Origin of the sequence: Saccharospirillum sp. MSK14-1, from assembly GCF_003054965.1 — a bacterium.
Lineage (GTDB): Bacteria > Pseudomonadota > Gammaproteobacteria > Pseudomonadales > Natronospirillaceae > Saccharospirillum.
This window is the reverse complement of record NZ_MIES01000033.1, coordinates 1,058,226-1,074,801: the sequence shown is the minus strand read 5'-3', so window position 1 is coordinate 1,074,801 and position 16,576 is coordinate 1,058,226. Positions and strand designations below refer to the sequence as shown.

At 55.0% G+C, this 16,576-nt stretch carries 17 protein-coding genes; 14 read left to right on the top strand and 3 right to left on the bottom strand.

The genetic code is table 11. The features are described from left to right. Positions 1–85 precede the first annotated feature (85 nt). The 4 genes from BGP77_RS13975 (at position 86) to BGP77_RS13960 (ending at position 3,213) form a co-directional block, all read left to right on the top strand. Positions 86–358: an HU family DNA-binding protein gene (locus BGP77_RS13975; protein ID WP_108127673.1), complete on the top strand. Its 273-nt coding sequence runs from the start codon at positions 86–88 to the stop codon at positions 356–358. 115 nt (positions 359–473) lie between these two features. Next, positions 474–2,336: a SurA N-terminal domain-containing protein gene (locus BGP77_RS13970; protein ID WP_108165331.1), complete on the top strand. Its 1,863-nt coding sequence runs from the start codon at positions 474–476 to the stop codon at positions 2,334–2,336. Between the two features lie 89 nt (positions 2,337–2,425). Beyond that, complete coding sequence (locus BGP77_RS13965; protein WP_146171259.1) at positions 2,426–2,668, top strand: hypothetical protein; 243 nt, start codon at positions 2,426–2,428, stop codon at positions 2,666–2,668. Further along, positions 2,665–3,213, top strand: coding sequence for an HAD family hydrolase (locus tag BGP77_RS13960; RefSeq protein ID WP_108165329.1), 549 nt, complete (start codon positions 2,665–2,667; stop codon positions 3,211–3,213). Before BGP77_RS13965 ends, BGP77_RS13960 begins: the two co-directional genes overlap by 4 nt. On the opposite strand, the gene kdsA is transcribed toward BGP77_RS13960, so the two are convergent. Continuing rightward, positions 3,210–4,055 carry a 3-deoxy-8-phosphooctulonate synthase gene (gene kdsA / locus BGP77_RS13955; RefSeq protein WP_108165328.1) on the bottom strand — a complete coding sequence of 282 codons (846 nt, stop codon included), beginning with the start codon at positions 4,053–4,055 and terminating at the stop codon, positions 3,210–3,212. The genes BGP77_RS13960 and kdsA overlap by 4 nt on opposite strands. 65 nt (positions 4,056–4,120) lie before the next feature. Here kdsA and dinG point away from each other — a divergent pair, with 65 nt between their 5' ends. Then, positions 4,121–6,235 (top strand): ATP-dependent DNA helicase DinG, encoded by a 2,115-nt coding sequence (dinG, locus tag BGP77_RS13950; RefSeq protein WP_108165327.1) that lies wholly within the window; start codon positions 4,121–4,123, stop codon positions 6,233–6,235. Here the strand turns inward: dinG and BGP77_RS13945 are convergent, their stop codons facing one another. Next, on the bottom strand, positions 6,236–7,312 hold the full coding sequence (locus BGP77_RS13945; protein WP_108165326.1) for an agmatine/peptidylarginine deiminase: 1,077 nt from the start codon (positions 7,310–7,312) through the stop codon (positions 6,236–6,238). 63 nt (positions 7,313–7,375) lie between these two features. Next, entirely contained in the window at positions 7,376–7,915 is a 540-nt protein-coding gene (locus tag BGP77_RS13940) for a PilZ domain-containing protein (RefSeq protein ID WP_158269384.1), read from the bottom strand. 100 nt (positions 7,916–8,015) lie between these two features. Between BGP77_RS13940 and BGP77_RS13935 the strand changes: the two genes are divergently transcribed. From BGP77_RS13935 to murB, 9 genes are all read left to right on the top strand, one after another. After that, positions 8,016–9,260: a lipoprotein-releasing ABC transporter permease subunit gene (locus BGP77_RS13935; RefSeq protein ID WP_108165324.1), complete on the top strand. Its 1,245-nt coding sequence runs from the start codon at positions 8,016–8,018 to the stop codon at positions 9,258–9,260. Further along, a complete protein-coding gene (lolD, locus tag BGP77_RS13930; RefSeq protein ID WP_108165323.1) occupies positions 9,250–9,927 on the top strand; it encodes a lipoprotein-releasing ABC transporter ATP-binding protein LolD in 678 nt (225 codons plus the stop codon). The genes BGP77_RS13935 and lolD overlap by 11 nt, the downstream gene beginning before the upstream one ends. A gap of 77 nt (positions 9,928–10,004) precedes the next feature. Beyond that, entirely contained in the window at positions 10,005–12,218 is a 2,214-nt protein-coding gene (locus BGP77_RS13925; RefSeq protein WP_108165322.1) for a DNA internalization-related competence protein ComEC/Rec2, read from the top strand. Between the two features lie 75 nt (positions 12,219–12,293). Next, positions 12,294–12,911, top strand: coding sequence for a MotA/TolQ/ExbB proton channel family protein (locus BGP77_RS13920; RefSeq protein WP_199224281.1), 618 nt, complete (start codon positions 12,294–12,296; stop codon positions 12,909–12,911). Between the two features lie 10 nt (positions 12,912–12,921). After that, positions 12,922–13,341 (top strand): biopolymer transporter ExbD, encoded by a 420-nt coding sequence (locus tag BGP77_RS13915; RefSeq protein ID WP_108165321.1) that lies wholly within the window; start codon positions 12,922–12,924, stop codon positions 13,339–13,341. Between the two features lie 91 nt (positions 13,342–13,432). Continuing rightward, a complete protein-coding gene (lpxK, locus tag BGP77_RS13910; RefSeq protein WP_233252362.1) occupies positions 13,433–14,317 on the top strand; it encodes a tetraacyldisaccharide 4'-kinase in 885 nt (294 codons plus the stop codon). Then, positions 14,314–15,066 carry a 3-deoxy-manno-octulosonate cytidylyltransferase gene (kdsB, locus tag BGP77_RS13905; protein ID WP_108165319.1) on the top strand — a complete coding sequence of 251 codons (753 nt, stop codon included), beginning with the start codon at positions 14,314–14,316 and terminating at the stop codon, positions 15,064–15,066. The genes lpxK and kdsB overlap by 4 nt, the downstream gene beginning before the upstream one ends. Continuing rightward, the gene (locus BGP77_RS13900; protein WP_108165318.1) at positions 15,063–15,539 is read left to right on the top strand and encodes a low molecular weight protein-tyrosine-phosphatase; all 477 of its coding nucleotides are present in this window, start codon (positions 15,063–15,065) and stop codon (positions 15,537–15,539) included. The genes kdsB and BGP77_RS13900 overlap by 4 nt, the downstream gene beginning before the upstream one ends. Further along, positions 15,536–16,567 (top strand): UDP-N-acetylmuramate dehydrogenase, encoded by a 1,032-nt coding sequence (gene murB, locus BGP77_RS13895; protein ID WP_158269382.1) that lies wholly within the window; start codon positions 15,536–15,538, stop codon positions 16,565–16,567. Before BGP77_RS13900 ends, murB begins: the two co-directional genes overlap by 4 nt. The last annotated feature ends 9 nt before the right edge of the window (positions 16,568–16,576 follow it).

Sequence of the window (16,576 nt, the reverse complement as noted above, 5' to 3'; positions counted from 1 at the left end):
ACCGAGGCCGGTCGTCTGTTCTACTCTGGCCATTTACCAAGGACGTGAGATCCGCATCTCACAACGAAGTTAAAAGGGGAAAAGTGTGAATAAGTCTGAATTGATTGATGCTGTAGCAGCAGCAGCTGACATTCCTAAAGCGGCAGCTGGTCGGGCACTGGATGCCATGATTGACTCCGTTACCGACACTCTGAAAAAGGGTGACCAGGTTGTTCTGGTAGGTTTTGGTACTTTTGGTGTTAAAGAGCGTGCGGCACGCACCGGCCGTAACCCGCAAACGGGTCAGCCGATTGAAATCAAAGCGGCCAAAGTTCCGAATTTCAAAGCCGGTAAGGCACTGAAAGACGCCGTCAACTGATTTACGTGTTCCGGGACCAATTATCGGTCCCGGTTCAGCATCACCAACAGCGTATCAGGCCTGATGCGCTTTTTTTTTATCTGCACAATCTCCTGAATAAGGGGTAGGACGCTCAATGCTCCAGTCTTTTAGAAACGCAGCCCGGGGACCCGTTGGCAAAGCCATCGTCGCTGTCATCGTGGTTGCTTTTGTGTTTTTTGGCGCCGAATCCATCATTGGTATTACCAATAATTCCGACCCGGTTGAAGTTAATGGACAAGGTATCAGTACTGAACAGGTGCAGCGCCAACTTCAACAGCGTCAACTGCAGTTGAGGCAACAGTTGGGTGAAAATGCGACGCCTGAAATAATAAATTCTGGCTTTGTTCGTCAGTCGGTGATTAACGATATTATCAATCAGGAACTGCAGCGGCAGGCCGCTAACGACCTCGGTTTCCAAATCTCCAACGAGCAAGTCAGCAAGGACATTGTGTCCATGCCTACGTTTCAGGTGAATGGTCAGTTTGATGAGACGACCTATATCAATCTGATCCGTCAAAATGGCTTCACCCCGAATACCTTCCGTGAACAGCAAAGCACTCAACTGCGTCTGGCTCAGATGCAGTTCGGTCTGATGGCGTCCGCGTTCTCGCTCGACAGCGAAGCTAGCCGCTTGGCGCAGTTGCAAAACCAACGGCGCAGGGTTGCTGTAAAGAGTTTCCGCGCCGAAGATTTCATCGATGAAGTCAATGTCAGCGACGGTGATGTTCAGTCCTATTACGACGCCAACAGCGAAGATTTTCTCAGCCCAGAACGCGTGAAAGTCCGATACGTTCGGTTGAGTCAAACTTCGTTTGAAGATGACGTCGTGGTGACCGATGATGATGTACAAGACGCTTACGACAGTTATGTCGCCGCACAACAGAATGACACCCAACGCGAAATCGGCCACATTCTGTTTGCGTCATCGGATGACAACCAGGCAGAGGCTGAAGCGGCTTTGGCACGCTTAGAACAGGGTGAATCGTTTGAAGCACTGGCTGCTGAACTGTCCGACGATCCGATCAGTGCACAAGACGGCGGGTATTTGGGCGAACTGGCAGAAGGTGTGTATGAAGATGCCTTTTATCAGGCAGCACAAAACCTGACCGAAGTGGGGCAAGTATCGGCGCCGGTAGAAACCGATTTCGGGGTCCATTTGATCCAATTGGCGGATTACAGTGCGGCTGAGGTTGAGCCGTTGGCGCAAGTTCGTGATGAACTGACTCAACAGGTCCGTGCACGCAAAGCAGCCGATGAATTTGTGCTGGTTGAGAATCAATTGGCGGACCAAGCCTTCCAAGCCGATGATATTGCCGCAGTCGCCAATATATTCGATGTGGATGTTCAAACCAGTGATTGGATTAACCGTGACTCTCGTGAGGGGATAGCGGCGGAATCTAATTTCCGGTCTACCGCTTTTTCCGCATTGGTCATTGATGACGGTCGAATCAGCGATGTCGTACGACTGGGGAATGGCGACTTGGCTGTGATGCAGCGTGACGATTACGAAGCGGAGCAGGTTCAGCCATTAGCCGCTGTTGCTGATCAAATTGAGTCCATTCTGATCAACGAGAAGGCTCAAGAAAGAGCACAAGAGGCTGCTGAAGCCGAGTTGGCCAATGTTCGTGCGGAACGAGCTTTGGGTGACGACTGGAGCGATCCGCAATTGATCAGCCGTGACAATGCCGACCTGCCCAGTGGTGTTGCTGCGTTCAGTTTTACGCTGCCCAAACCCGCTGAAGGCGAACTGAGTGCGGATCTTCGTGAAAGCCGCGATCGCATCGATGTTGTAGCGGTACTGGACGTTGAAAACCTTCAAGTTGACGAAGAAGAACAGGTTCAACTGGAAAGCGAGCTGGCCAACCAAAACGGTCAGCTTGATTACCAAAGCTTTTTCAACGGCCTGCGTGTCAACGCGGATGTCGAGTTGCGTGGTATCGCTAGCACTCAGCCTTGACCTGAGTGATGCCACCCAAAAAAGCCGCGTCAGCGGCTTTTTTTATGGGTTCTGATAAACTCCGGGCAGTGAAACAGGAAGGCACAGATATGGCCCAATTAACCGATCGGCTACACCAATTGCTGACTGAGAATGCTCTGGATGAGGAGGCCTTTGCCTATTGTCTGGGTATTGAGCCTGCTCAGGCTGTAGCCCTCTGCAATGGTCGAAAGAAATTGACGGCAACATTGGCACGGCAGATTGAACAAACCTTCAGCAAGCCAGTGTATTGGCTGGAAACGGACGCCGTAGAGCAAGGCCCCAGTTACGACTTGTTCGGTGCCGATTCATGACACCAGACATTAAACAAACGTTGGCCAGTATTCGTCTGGTTGCCTTCGATGTTGATGGCGTGCTTACCGACGGAAAGCTCTATTATGGTGCTGACGGCGAGGCGTTGAAGGTGTTTCACGTTCGTGATGGCGTGGGTATGAAGTTGTTAGCGGATCACGGTATTGCTGTGGCTGTGGTATCGGCCAAAGACAGTCCAATGCTCGCCCGTCGAATGCGTGATTTAGGGATACAGCACTACTTTCCTGGGTGCCGCGATAAACTGCAATGTGTGCGTGAACTGTCTCAGGAGTTAGCCATTGCGATGAATCAGACCGTGTTCATCGGTGATGACATGGTGGATTTAAAGGTGATGGCCGAATGCGGTCTTGGGATCGCGCCGTTGGATGCGTATCCGGTGGTGCGTGATCAGGCCGATTGGGTACTCAGCAGTCGGGGTGGGGAAGGCGTTGCCAGAGAAGTCGCCGACCTGATCCTGAATGCTCAGAATCAGTACGACGACGCATATTCTCTGGCTGCCACACCTGGCTTTGAACGCAAGCGTTAATCAGTGACCAGTTCCGGGAAGCTTTTAACCACCTCGTCTACGGCCTTCATCTGTTCCAGGAACGGCTTCAGTTTGTTCAGCGGCAGAGCGCTGGGACCATCACACTTAGCGTTGTCAGGGTCCGGATGCGTTTCCAGAAATAACCCAGCCATGCGCTGAGCCATGCCTGCCCGGGCTAAATCAGTCACTTGAGCACGGCGACCATCGGCTGAATCCAAACGACCACCGGGTTTCTGCAGCGCGTGGGTCACATCGAAAATAACCGGGAAGCCGGTTTGTTTCATGATGCCGAAGCCGAGCATATCGACAACCAAGTTGTTATAGCCAAAGCTGGTGCCGCGTTCACACAGAATCAGTTGGTCGTTACCGGCTTCCTGAAATTTGTTCAGAATGTGGGCCATTTCATGAGGCGCCAGAAACTGGGCTTTTTTGATGTTGATAACCGCCCCTGTTTTGGCCATGGCCGCTACCAAATCCGTTTGCCGGGACAAGAACGCGGGCAGTTGAATCACATCCGCAACCTCAGCGGCCGGAGCCGCTTGGAAGGGTTCGTGAACATCCGTGATCACCGGCACCTTGAACGTCTGCTTGATCTCCTCCAGAATCTTCAGCCCTTCATCCAGACCCGGGCCGCGATAGCTGCTAATGGAGCTGCGGTTGGCCTTATCAAAGCTGGCCTTGAAGACATAAGGAATGCCCAATTGGCCGGTGGCTTCAACAAAGCGCTCTGCCACGGTCATGGCGAGATCCCGACTTTCCAGGACGTTCATGCCACCGAAAAGAGTAAAGGGCAGGTCGTTGCCGACCTGGATGTTCTGTATTGAAACCTGACGTTGTTGCATGATGGCCTTCCCTTCAAATTAGGGGAGCGATTGTAGCCGTCTCCCCCGAGAAGCTAAACCAGCCGATGCTATCTGACGAACTCAAAACATCCATTCAAACGGCTTACAGCCAATATTTGACGGCGCGTGAACTGAAGCCTCGCGGTGGCCAGAAGCAGATGCTGGCCCAGATTGCTCGCACCTTGGCGTCGGTTGAAACCTCCGCCGATGGGCTTCGTCAGGGTCGTGCGCCTATCGCTGTAATCGAGGCGGGTACGGGTACCGGTAAGACCATTGGTTACGCGCTCAGTGCCATTCCCATGGCGCAGTACCACAATAAGAAGCTGATCATCGCTACAGCCACCGTCGCGCTGCAGGAACAGGTGGTGCAAAAAGACATTCCCGACCTGCTCGAACACAGTGGCTTGAGCTTCAATGCTGTTTTAGCCAAAGGACGTGGCCGGTACCTCTGCCTGCAGCGACTGGAACAATCAATCCAGTTACAGGAAGGTGCCGTCACCGCACTGGCGCTGTTTGAAGAAGCCATGACCGCGGATGAAGCCGTGCTCAGCCTTTACAACGAGATGCTGGATAAGTTTGGTCGTGGTGACTGGAGCGGTGATCGCGATCAATGGCCGGACCGCCTGGATGATGAGCAGTGGCGTGGCGTAACCTCAACGCATCGTGAGTGTTTGAACCGGCGTTGCCCGCACTTTCAGAACTGTCCGTTTTTCGAAGCCCGTAAAGAACTGGATGAAGCGGATGTCATCATCGCCAATCACGATCTGGTGATGGCGGACCTGGCTCTGGGGGGCGGCGCCATTTTGCCGGCCCCGGCGGAGAGCATCTATGTATTCGATGAAGGTCACCATCTGCCCGATAAAGGTTTGTCGCATTTCGCCAGTCAGCTGCCGGTTAAGAATACCCTGAATCAGTTTGAAAGCTGGCGTAAGCAGCTACCCAAGTTGCGCCTGGAGCTTGCTTACGGCGATACCGAAGAGCGTTTGCTCGATGCACTGAATACGGCCTTGGGTGACGCTCATTCGGCGCTGACCGACGCTTGGGGCGCGATGAGCCCGATCCGTGGTCGTCTGGATGGTCATCAGGCAACCCTGGCCGTTCAGGATGCTGATTGGCTGGCACAGACTCAGTCAATACTGGCACCGCTTGAGCAGCCTTTTACGCTGTTGCAGTCGAGCTTGCTGCAACTGGATGAGCAGGTTCGAAAACGTCTGTCGGCAACCAATGATCTGGATGAGAAAAGCCGACTTGAGCAGAGCCTGCCAGTGGTCGGTCGCTGGCTAAGCCGGGCCGAGCCGGCGCGTGATCTGGTCCTGGCTTGGCGCCAACAGGATGCCGCAGAAGCCCCACCGATGGCGCGCTGGTTCGAGAATATTGACCGCCCTGAGTATGACGACCTGGTGTTGAATGCCAGCCCAGTGTCGGCGCAATCGATCCTGCGTCAGCATATCTGGAATCGCTGTTTTGCCAGCGTCGTCACCTCCGCCACTCTGACCATTGCCGGCGATTTTCAGCGCTATGCCATCCAGGCGGGTTTGCCCGACAGCACCGATTATTTGCGGTTGGGGAGTCCTTTTGATTATGGCGCTCGGGTGCTTGCACGGGTGCCGGCATTGGCCTGTGACGGTGGATTACGCGAACCACATACTCAGGCAATGATCGATGCCATTCCTGCTTATCTGCCGACAGAGACGGGTAATCTGGTGCTGTTTGCGTCGCGCAAGCAGATGCAAGAGGTCTATCGCGGCTTGCCGGAAGCGTGGCAGGAGCGGGTGACGTTGCAGGATGATTTACCCAAAAATGCCTTGATTCAGCATCACCGCCAGCGCTTGGAAGACGGCCTGGGTTCGACGTTGTTTGGTCTGGCGAGTTTGGCTGAAGGGGTCGATTTGCCCGGTAACTATCTGACCCATCTGATGATTGCCAAGTTGCCCTTTGCCACGCCAGACGATCCCATTTTGTCAACGCTGTCACTGTGGCTGGAACAGCGTGGTTCCAACCCGTTTCAACAGGTTAGTTTACCGACTGCCATCATTCGCTTAGTCCAAGCCTGTGGTCGTTTGATTCGCAATGAGAACGACAGCGGTACGATTTGGTTTATGGACCGCCGCCTGATCGATAAACGATACGGTGCGTTGGTGCGTCAGTCACTGCCGGATTATAACTGGCAGGTCGACTGATCAGTCGACCTCGATGCTGGTGCGATTGAGAGTATTGATGGGAATCTGCATGGTGATGCAGTGCAAGCTGCCACCTTGCTCGATCAACGCACGGCAATCGATACCGACCACACGCCGCTCGGGAAAGGCGTCACTTAATCGCTCCATCGCCAGACCGTCCTGCGCCACGCCGTACGTTGGCATGAGCACCAGCTGGTTGGTGATCAGAAAGTTGGCGTAGCTGGCGGCCAGACGTTCACCGTCGGCATTGTATTGCGCATCAGGCCAGGGCAGGGCGATTAGTCGGTAAGGCTCACCAGCCGGTGTGCGTAACTGGCGCAGTTCTTCGGCCATGGCTTGCAGGTCAGTGTAGTGCTCATCTTCGGCCCTTTCGCAACCTTGATAGACGAGCGTGCCGTTCGGTGCGAAACGCGCCAATGTATCGATGTGAGCATCGGTGTCGTCGCCAGCAAGCTCACCGTGTTCGAGCCAGAATATCCGCTCCGGGTCCAAACCCAGCCAATCTGCCAAGCGGGCCTCATATTCGGACTGATCGCCGTTATCCGCCTGACGATTGGCATTCAATAAGCAGCGTTTGGTGGTCAATAAGCTGCCTTCACCGTCGACCTCAATACTGCCGCCTTCCAACTCCGACTGGATGTCTTCCATGCCGATATCGCTGCGAAAAACACCCTGGTCGTACATGGCGCGGTTCAGGGCGTTGTCTTTGTCGGCTGGAAATTTGCCACCCCAGCCGTTAAAGAGAAAGTTACGGATATAGCGTCCCGACTCTCCATGGACCAACGTCATCGGGCCGTGATCGCGCGCCCAGCTGTCATTGCTATCAACAAACACAAACTGGCATTGCGCTTGGTTGATGCCTTCTTTTTCAAACAGGGCTTTGAGTCGTTCCGGATCAACGCGGGTGTCGAGTTGAATCAGCACATCCTGGGTATGACTGATGGCGCCGACCAAATCGAGATAGACGCTTTCCACCTCAGCGAGATTATCAGCCCAGTCGGATGACGAGTGGGGCCAGGTGATCAGAATGGCATCCTGAGCAAACCATTCCGCGGGCAGGTGCAGCAGATCACGCATTAACACGGCTTCGCTGTAAAAAGGGCCGCACAGTATAGCGAAAAGCCAGTAACGGGCGAGTGTTTAACTGGAATCGCGATTTTGCGCCTGCACTTTAAACATATGACGGGTCAATGCTTGTCGCTGGCTTTCGGGTAACTCAACGAAGCTCAGTTCAACGTCTGTACCACCGTCAGTGGTTGTCTGCGCTTGGCTGACCCGAGCACGGCAAAACAGGGAGAGATAGCTCGGTGGAAAAATAATGGCCAGCGCCAACTCCTGACCGGTCTGGACGTGATCAGGCAGAACACCTCGAACGCCGGCTTCGCCGATGTTAATCGATTGTGCATCCAACTGGTGTTCATGAATATCGTGAATATGAAGGTACCGCGACATCAGGTTGAGTTTGTCGTTAAACAAGCCAAGCAGCTTGCGCGTCGCGGCGTCTTTAACCCGATCGAGAAACTCTAATAATTGCATGTCGACGTTTTCAAATTCTTTGAGCACGGCAATTTGGTGCAGTTGTGGAAAGTAATCGGCAATGGCGGGTTTGTCGGGATCATAGGGCGTCGCCACCAGATAGGCAGTGTCGTCGATACGGAAGTACTGTTGGTCATCGGCCATTGAGGTCACCCTGTCATGAAAACGCAAAGCCATTATTGGTTCGAACAGTGTAGCCAAATTCACCTTGGCAGGCCCACAGGCCAATGGTTTAATGCCGGCCATGCTGAATAATATCCCCTTCCTGGTCGGGCTGCGTTATTTGCGCGCACGCCGACGCAATCACTTTATTTCTTTCATATCCGGTGTCTCCATGGTGGGTCTGACACTGGGTGTGATGGTGTTGATCATTGTGCTCTCGGTGATGAACGGATTCGACCGAGAGTTGCGCACCCGTATTTTGGGCATGGTCCCTCACGCGACGGTGTCGCAACCGAATGGATTATCGGACTGGCCGGCGGTCGCCAGTCGATTATCGCAGCACCCGGACGTTGAAGGGGTCAGCCCTTATACCGAAACGCAGGCCATGTTGGTTGGCCCGAACCAGGCTAAGGGAGTGGCTGTCAGCGGGGTTGAGCCGGCGACGTTAAGGCAGGTGTCCATCCTGCCCAATCATTTAACCTCTGGCTCACTCGAAGCGCTGCAGGAAGGGCGTTTCGGGATTTTTCTCGGCGATATTCTGGCGCGCCAGTTGGGCGTGAATCTCGGTGATCGTGTCACCATGATGGTGCCCGAAGTGACCGTCAATCTGGCGGGCGTTACACCCCGCTTTAAACGCTTTGAAGTGGTCGGTACCTTCGCTGTCGGTGCCGAGCTGGATGCCAACCTGGCGGTGGTGCAGATGAACGATCTGGGCCGCTTGTTGCGTTACGACGATCGTGTCGACGGAGTGCATCTGAAAGTCGATGATCTGTTTCAGGCAAGGCAGATTGCCATCGATGCCGGCCGCACGTTGGAAGGGCGCTATCTGGTCAGCGACTGGACCCGTACCCAGGGCAATTTATTCCAGGCCATTCAGTTAGAAAAACGCATGGTTGGTTTGCTGCTCTTTATGATTGTCGCTGTGGCGGTGTTTAACATCGTCTCGTCGCTGGTGATGATGGTTACCGATAAACAAGGTGAAATTGCCATTCTGCGAACCTTGGGTGCCCGCTCTGGACAGATCATGGGGATATTTATGGTGCAGGGCACGGCGATTGGTCTCATCGGCATTGCGCTCGGTGTGATATTGGGCGTGCTGGGTGCCTGGTCAGTGGCTGACATCATTGCCTGGATTGAGAACACCTTCCATATCCAGTTTCTTAATGCGGAGGTCTATTTCATCAGCTACATCCCGTCTGAGCTGAAGTGGAGTGATGTTCGTTTGATCGCCTCGGCGTCCTTTATCATCAGCGTTTTGGCAACGATTTACCCAGCTTGGCGGGCATCACGAATTTCACCGGCGGAGGCGTTGCGCTATGAATCCTGAAGTATTGAGTTGTCGTCAGGTTTCGCGGCGTTTTCAACTGGGTCCGCAAACGGTGGAAGTGCTCCACGAAATCGACTTCCAGGTGCAACCCGCCGAACTGGTGAGCATCGTCGGCAGCAGTGGTTCAGGTAAGACCACCTTGCTGAATTTATTGGCGGGCCTCGATTCACCCTCCGACGGTGAAGTTTCCATGGCCGGTCATGCGCTGAGTGGCTTGAACGATCGTGCTCGTGCCAAACTGCGCAATGAACACATGGGCTTTGTGTTTCAGTTCCATCATCTGCTGCCTGAATTTACCGCGCTGGAAAACGTTGTATTGCCGCAGATTATTGGCGGGCAGTACAAGCGTGAATCCGAACAGCGCGCGGCAGAGTTATTAGACCGGGTGGGGCTGGCCGATCGCGCCAATCACAGACCCGCAGAGCTCTCGGGTGGTGAGCGCCAGCGTGTGGCCATTGCCCGGGCACTGATCAACAACCCACGGGTGGTGTTGATGGACGAGCCGACGGGCAACCTGGATGACTCGACGTCCGAACAGGTTCACGAATTGATTCTTGAACTGAACCGTCAGTCGGAAGCCAGTTTTGTGGTCGTGACACACAATCAAGAATGGGCGCGCCAGATGCCGCGTTGCCTGACCCTGAAGCGCGGTCACATTCTCACCTAACGCACTTTGCGCCACACCCAGACTCCGTGCTACCTGTGATGCTTTTACGCAGCTAACGCTGTTCAAGGAAGCATCACATGATAAACGGATTGATCGGCCTGGCTGTGCTGTGCCTGACCCTTCCTTATCTCTGGTTTCAGTGGGGCTTGGCGATTGCCGCTTTGCCCATGCTGCTTCTACCTTTAGTTGCCAATCGGCGCTGGTGGTTGGCCGCTCTGTGGCTATTGATGGCCGCATCGTTGCTGCTTCGTTTGGAAACAGAAGCCAGCCATGTTCTGCCGCGGCACTGGCAGCACGATACCGCTGAACTGCAGTTTTGCCTGTCACAGCCAGCTCAGGTTTTTGACCGTTACCAGCGCTTTACCGCTCGCGTGATTGCCCAGCCAGAAGCGTTGTCGTTACGTCGGATTCGTTTGAGTGCGCCATCGTCGGTGGTGATTGAGGCGGGCGATTGCGTGAACGCCGAAGTACGGCTGCGTCAGCCTGTGGGGCAACGTATTCCCGGTAACTTCAATGCCACTCGCTATTACTTCAGCGAACGGATCGATGCATTGGGCACCGTTGTTGAAGTGCTTGGGCATGAGTCTCGTCCCAATCTGGTGGTACGGCGTTACCAGCGCGCCGAATCGCAGTTGGATGATGAGTGGGTCAGGGCGGTTTGGGCCGCGTTGGCACTGGGCTGGTCGACGTCAATGGACACTGAGCTGGCCGATCTGTTTGAGCAGAATCAGATCAAACACCTGATGGTTGTCAGCGGTATGCACATTGCCATGGTGGCCGCCTGGGCGCTGCTACTGGCGCGCCTGATTCATCGCTTGCCCGGCCCTTGGCGCGGTCGCTGGCCGCAGCTTCGATTACTGATGGTCGTTACCGTTTGTGGCTTATTTGTGGCGTTAACGGGGTTTGGATTTCCCGCGCTGCGCGCCTGGCTGATGTTATTAGTGCCTTTGTTGGCAATGTTGCTGGGGGTTCGGCTCAGTGGCCATCAAACCTTGGCACTGGCGGCTATCGCTATTACTGTCGTTCGCCCGCAAGCCTGGTTGAGTACCGGTTCCTGGCTCAGCTTTGGTTTGGTCTGGATCATGATTCGACTCTACCAGCGCTGGCGCTGCGAGCCGATCGCGCGATGGCAACTGGCGCTGCGTTTTCAGGCCGTGTTGTCCATGCTCAGCCTGCCCATGGCGGCATTGCTGGGTTTTCAGTGGCATCCACTGTCATTACTGATCAATATGCTGGTCATTCCAGTCGTTACTTTGCTCATCCTGCCTTGGAGCCTGTTGATATTGCTCTGGCCTGAAATGGCCCGTTTGGGTTATCAGCCGGTAGTGAGCGCCATGATTAACGGGCTTGACTGGGTTGCAGCTTGGCACCAGCAAGCACCCGCTTGGCCGTTGCCTGATATCCTTCTCTTGGGCAGTCTCTTGTGGCTGGCATTAAGCCATTGGCTAAATCGCGATCAGCGCTGGCTGGTCTTGCCTCTGCTGGCGTTACCCTTGATTTGGCCGGGGCGTTTGACGTCTTCCAACGAATTTCGTCTGACGGCTCTGGATGTCGGCCATGGCTCAGCGCTGGTGTTGCAATGGCCTGATCAAACCTGGCTGTATGATGCCGCCGGCCAATGGAGTGATGGCACCGCCATTGCTGAAGCACGGCTTGCTGCATGGTTCAAACGCCATCGAATCCAGCTTAATGGCATGGTGATCAGTCATTCAGACATCGATCACGCGGGTGGGGCTCAGTGGGCGGCTGACTATTGGCCGGGCGCTGAGCGTTTCAGTGGTGAACCCCAGGCGGTTGCAAGGCTCAGCGAGCGCAGTGGTTGGCTGAATTGTCATCAGGCCGATTCCACTCAACTGCCATTTCAGCTGATCGCCATACCCATCGCGCTGCGCAACAACGATAACGATCGTTCCTGTGTGGCCGTTGTGGAAACATCGGCCGGTCGAGTGCTGATCACCGGTGACGCCAGCCGACGCTTGGAATACTGGTTGTTGCAAGCCCACCCCGAGCTGTTTCCGTTCTCGGTTCTGGTGTTGGGACATCATGGCAGCCGCACGTCCAGCGCACCGGCCTTCCTTGATGCCAGTCCGGAAGCTCTGCTGTTGGTCAGCGCAGGGGATCGCTCTCGACCGCGTTGGCCTAATGCCGATCTCTTGAGCTATATCACTCGCAATGACCGCGCACTGTTTAACACAGCCTGGAGCGGAACCTTGGCGTTACAGGTGCAGCAGGGACGTTGGCAGATTCGTGACTGGCGCTCTGCGTTTCGTCGTCGATTTATCCGCAACTAAGGTGCATTGCCAGTGCTGGATTCCGTTTGCCTTTGGCTGTGTTAAATTACGCGCCTGAAGAAAGGAGACCTCTCAGTGTTTGAAATCGTCAAAGCGGGCGGCTGGTTGATGGCGCCCATCCTGCTGTGTTCCATCATCGCCATCGCCATCATCATCGAACGCTATTGGGCGCTGCGTTATAGCAAGGTGATTCCCAAGGATCAGCTGCCTCAAGTCTGGCATTGGATCAAAAGTCATGAGCTGGACTCGACTAAACTGAAAGAGTTGAAAAATAGTTCGCTGTTCGGATATGTCCTCTCCGCTGGTTTAACTGCGTCTAAACATGGCCGTGATGCAATGAAAGACAGTTTGCAGGAAGCGGGCAGCCATGTGGCGCATGAGATGGAGAAATTTCTGAGCACGCTGGGCACCATTGCAGCGATTGCACCGTTGCTGGGCTTGCTGGGAACGGTGGTCGGTATGATTGATGTCTTTACCGCCATCATGGTTCAAGGCAGTGGCGATACCGGTGTGTTGGCGGGCGGTATATCGCAAGCGCTGATCACCACGGCCACTGGTCTGAGCGTTGCCATCCCCGCGCTCATTTTTCACCGTGCACTGACGCGCCGGGTGGACGACCTGCTGGTGTCGATGGAGCAGGACAGCACCAAGTTGGTTGAAGCGTTGCACGCCGAAACCAACTCAAACAGCTAAGGAGCTGCTGATGCGTTTTCGACGCCATCGACGTGAAGATGTTCAGGTCAACTTGACGCCTCTGATTGATGTTGTGTTTCTGTTGCTGATCTTTTTTATGGTCTCCACCACCTTTACTCGAGAAACCCAGCTTGAAATTGACCTGCCTGAAAGCACCAGTGATCAGGCGGCAACTGAGAGTCCTTCACTGGAGATCATGGTTGACGGTCAAGGACGCTATGCGGTTAACGATCAGCCATTGTTGCGTCATGACAGCGATACGCTGAAACAGGCGTTGACAGAACTTGCAGGCAATCGTCGTGACCAGACCGTGGTGATCACCGGCGATGCCCAAGCGCCGCATCAGGCGATGATTTATGCCTTGGATGCCGTCGGTCAGTTGGGTTTTACCAAAGTCAGCTACACCACGCGCCTGCCGGATTCACCTTGAACCCTTCTATGGCAGTACTCTGACGATGCGTTTCTGGTACCAAAATACGATCACTTGGCCTGCGCGTTTGCTCACACCGATGACCTGGTTGATGACCAGTATCGTCGGCTACCGGTTAAAGCAGCGGTTTCGGGGTGACTATGGGGCGCCGGTGTTGGTGGTGGGGAATCTCGCTGTTGGTGGTACCGGGAAATCTCCAGCCATTCAGGCGTTGGTTCGATATCTTCAGGCGCAAGGTTTAGGGTGCGGCGTGGTTTCACGCGGCTATGGCGGTAAGGCGCCTCACTATCCGTGGGCCGTAACGCCCAATGACTCAGCCGCAGTCTGTGGCGATGAGCCGCTGATGCTGGCACGCAGTCTGGATTGCCCAGTGGTGGTTGACCCCGATCGAGATCAGGCGGTCCGCTTTTTAATGGAACACCATCGACCCGACGTCGTTATCAGTGACGATGGCTTGCAGCATTATCGTCTGGGTCGTCATTTTGAACTGGTGATGATTGATGGCCGGCGCGGCTTTGGTAACGGCCGCTTATTGCCCGCTGGACCCTTGCGCGAACCCATCAGCCGGCTGGCATTGGTGGATTGGGTCGTGGCGCGAGAGCAGCAACCAACAGACATCACAGTCGATGCCGTCTTATCGCTAAACCCCGAACCTGCCACCAACGACAAAGGTCAGGTGCTGGTATCGGGCGGCGAGATTGACGCCTGTGCAGGGATCGGTAACCCGGAAGCATTCTTTCAGCAATTGGCTGATCAAGGCTATTCGATCAAGCGGCGTTGGACGCCCGGCGATCATCAACCCTTGCCTGAGGACGCTTTGGCTCATGCCGAGCGCCCGCTGGTGATGACGGAAAAAGACGCCATCAAATTGCCGCAACCGTTACCAGAACATTGTTACGTCGTGCGCCTGCAACCCTCACTACCCAACGAATTACTCAGCACCATCGAACAAGCGTTAAGGAAGGCTTTGCAATGACTCATCTGATCATGATTCCTGCCCGATTCGGTTCCAGCCGGTTACCCGGGAAGCCGCTAATGGACATCGCGGGTAAGCCGATGGTGGTGCGCGTGGTAGAAGCAGCGCGAAGCGCGGGGTTTGAACGATGTGTGGTGGCAACGGATGATCAACGCATCTGTGAGGCGGTTGTTGATGCCGGCTATGATGCCGTGATGACTCGGGCTGATCATCCATCAGGCACCGACCGATTGCAGGAAGCGGCCGATCAATTGGGCTTAGAGCCTGACGATATTGTGGTCAATCTTCAGGGGGACGAGCCGTTGATGCCGGGTGAAAACCTGCGCCAGGTGGTCGCTTTATTGGAGGCAGCGCCGGAAGCGGCTGTCGCCACCCTCTATGAACCCTTACCCCTAGCTGAAGCCAACAATCCGAATGCCGTAAAACTGGTGCAGGACAGGGCCGGGCGAGTGCTGTATTTCAGTCGAGCACCGATTCCTTGGGACCGGGATCAACAGGTCACCGGGCAGGCAACGCCTTATAAACGTCACATCGGACTCTATGCCTATCGGAAACGGGCGCTGGACGCCTTCGTCACCTGGTCGGAAAGTCCGCTTGAGCAGCTGGAAAAACTTGAGCAGCTGCGCTTTATGACGGAAGGCCATGGCATTGTCGCAGCTCAAGCTGTCACCCATGTACCCGCCGGTGTGGACACCCAGGCCGACCTGGATGCCGTTCGCGCCGTTTTTACACAGAAAGGTGATTCATGAGCGATACCAGCGTGCTGTTTGTTTGCTTGGGGAATATTTGTCGTTCACCAACCGCTCAGGGGGTGTTCGAGCAAGCCTTGGCAGATTCTGTTTTAGCCGGCCAGGTCACCGTCGATTCTGCCGGCACCGCCGCCTATCACCTTGGTAAATCACCGGATACCCGAGCGACCGCGGCTGCGCGTCAGCACGGATACCGTTTGGAGGCATTCCGGGCCCGGCAGGTTAACGTCGACGACTTCTATCGATTTGATTGGATCTTGGCAATGGATGCTCAAAACTTGGCAGACCTCCAAGCGATGCGTCCTGAAGACAGCCAAGCCAAGCTGGGATTGTTTCTGGATCAGATTGATCAGTGCGCTGTCCGAGAGGTGCCGGATCCTTATTACGGCGGCAGTGAAGGCTTCGAGCAGGTACTGGATTTGTGTGAACAAGCCAGCCAGGCATTGTTGCGTCGCCTGGAGGCAGCGCTGTGACGCCACAGTTCGATGCCGATTTGCTGCCGCTGAATACACTGGGCATCCCGTCTCAGGCCGATGCGCTGGCTGAGATTGAGACGGCGGAGCAGATTCCAGCGTGGGTCGATTGGGCCATTCAACGTGAGTTGCCAATACGTGTACTTGGTGGTGGCAGTAATCTGTTGCTGGATGCTCGCGTTGATGGCCTGGTGATCGCCATGCGTACCCAGGGCAGGGAAGTGGTGGGTCAGGATGACCAAGGTCGAACCTTGTGGCGTTTGTCCGCTGGTGAAAATTGGCACCAGTGCGTGGTGGCCAGCATTGATGCCGGTTTGAACGGTCTTGAGAACCTGGCTTTGATTCCCGGCTCAGTGGGTGCTGCTCCGATTCAAAACATTGGCGCTTACGGCGTGGAAGTCGGTGATTTACTGCATGAGTTGGAAGCTTATGACTGTCAGGCCAGGCAGTGGGTGCGCTTCAATGCCGAACAGTGTGAACTGGGTTATCGTGACAGCCGCTTTAAGCGCGAAGAAAACCGCTACATTGTCACCGCTGTGACTCTGGCATTGTCGTCGGACTTCCGGCCGCAGTTGAGTTATGGCCCATTGCAGGCGCTTGCCGATCAAGATCAGCTGAATGCCCGGCAGGTGATGGAAGCGGTCATTGCCCAGCGCCAGTCAAAGTTGCCCGACCCTCAGTTCATTCCCAATGCCGGCAGTTTCTTTAAAAACCCAGAAGTCGATCAGTCAGTCGTTAATACACTGAAATCACAATGGCCTGAACTGGTGGCTTTTCCAAGCGGTGATCGTTGGAAGCTGGCGGCCGGGTGGATGATTGATCAGTGTGGTTTGAAAGGGCAGGCCAACGCTGCCGGTGTCGGGTGTTACGCCAAGCAGGCCCTGGTGCTGGTAAACCCAGATCACGCTGAATATCAGCAGGTTGCTGATTGGCAACAAAGAGTGCAACAGGCTGTGGTCGACCGCTTTGGTGTCCTATTGGAGCGTGAGCCCCGTTATTGGGGCCCGCAGGGTAGCGGACATTACTGATTCGGGAGT